The following is an 881-nucleotide window of genomic DNA, read 5'->3' as shown; positions in this document are numbered from 1 at the left end:
CTGCAATCGACGCCTTGTCAAAAACACTCTGCCGCACTCACGCGACGCTGTGCAGAATTATCCACAGGTGCCCAAGTAAGGAGCAGCCCATGAGCCGATTCAGCGTTATCGAATTTATCCGCCGTATTTATCGCCTGCCACAGGATTATCCGGAACTGAACTGGACCCGCACCGAACTGTACCGGCGCAGGTTAGAGCAGGTAAAAAATGGCTGGATTATTACCGGCCTGATTATGCTCGCCAGCGGCAGTACCGCCGTGGTTTGTGTATTGGGCGCGTTCGCCACCTTTTTATCGCTGGCGTTTCTTGAGCCGGATAATCCGCCACTCTGACGGTTCTTTAGTGCACGAAATCGCAGGCATAAAAAAACCCTCCGGCGGAGGGTTCTTTTATGGCTTCTGATTCTGAATTACAGGCTCAGAATTTTCTCGCCGCGGGAAATACCGGACACACCGGTACGTACCGTTTCCAGAACACAGCCAGCACCGATTGCTTCAATAAAAGCTTCCAGTTTGTCGCTGGTTCCGGTCAGCTGGATGGTATACACGCTGGCAGACACATCCACGATCTGACCACGGAAGATGTCGGCAGTACGTTTGATTTCCGCACGCTGCGCACCCACCGCTTTTACCTTGATCAGCATCAGCTCGCGCTCAATGTGCGGGCCTTCAGACAGATCAACCAGTTTCACCACTTCGATCAGCTTGTTCAGCTGCTTGGTGATCTGTTCGATCTTGCGATCATCACCGGTGGTGGTCATGGTCAGGCGTGACAGGGTGTTGTCTTCTGTCGGCGCCACCGTCAGGGTTTCAATGTTGTAACCACGCTGGGCGAACAGACCAACAACGCGTGACAAAGCACCCGGTTCGTTTTCCAGCAGA

General features: G+C 53.3%; 2 protein-coding genes. One reads left to right on the top strand and one right to left on the bottom strand.

Going from position 1 to position 881, the window contains the following annotated elements:
• Window positions 1-89: 89 nt before the first annotated feature.
• Window positions 90-332, top strand: coding sequence for a hypothetical protein (locus B3P58_RS08975; protein ID WP_145469700.1), 243 nt, complete (start codon window positions 90-92; stop codon window positions 330-332).
• 77 nt (window positions 333-409) lie between these two features.
• Here B3P58_RS08975 and ilvN read toward each other — a convergent pair whose 3' ends face one another.
• The gene (ilvN, locus tag B3P58_RS08970; protein WP_286717075.1) at window positions 410-880 is read right to left on the bottom strand and encodes an acetolactate synthase small subunit; all 471 of its coding nucleotides are present in this window, start codon (window positions 878-880) and stop codon (window positions 410-412) included.
• Window position 881 lies beyond the last annotated feature (1 nt).

Origin of the sequence: Thalassolituus sp. UBA2009, assembly GCF_002335285.1 — a bacterium.
Lineage (GTDB): Bacteria > Pseudomonadota > Gammaproteobacteria > Pseudomonadales > Oceanobacteraceae > Venatoribacter > Venatoribacter alkanivorans.
This window is presented reverse-complemented; position numbering and strand designations above follow the sequence as displayed.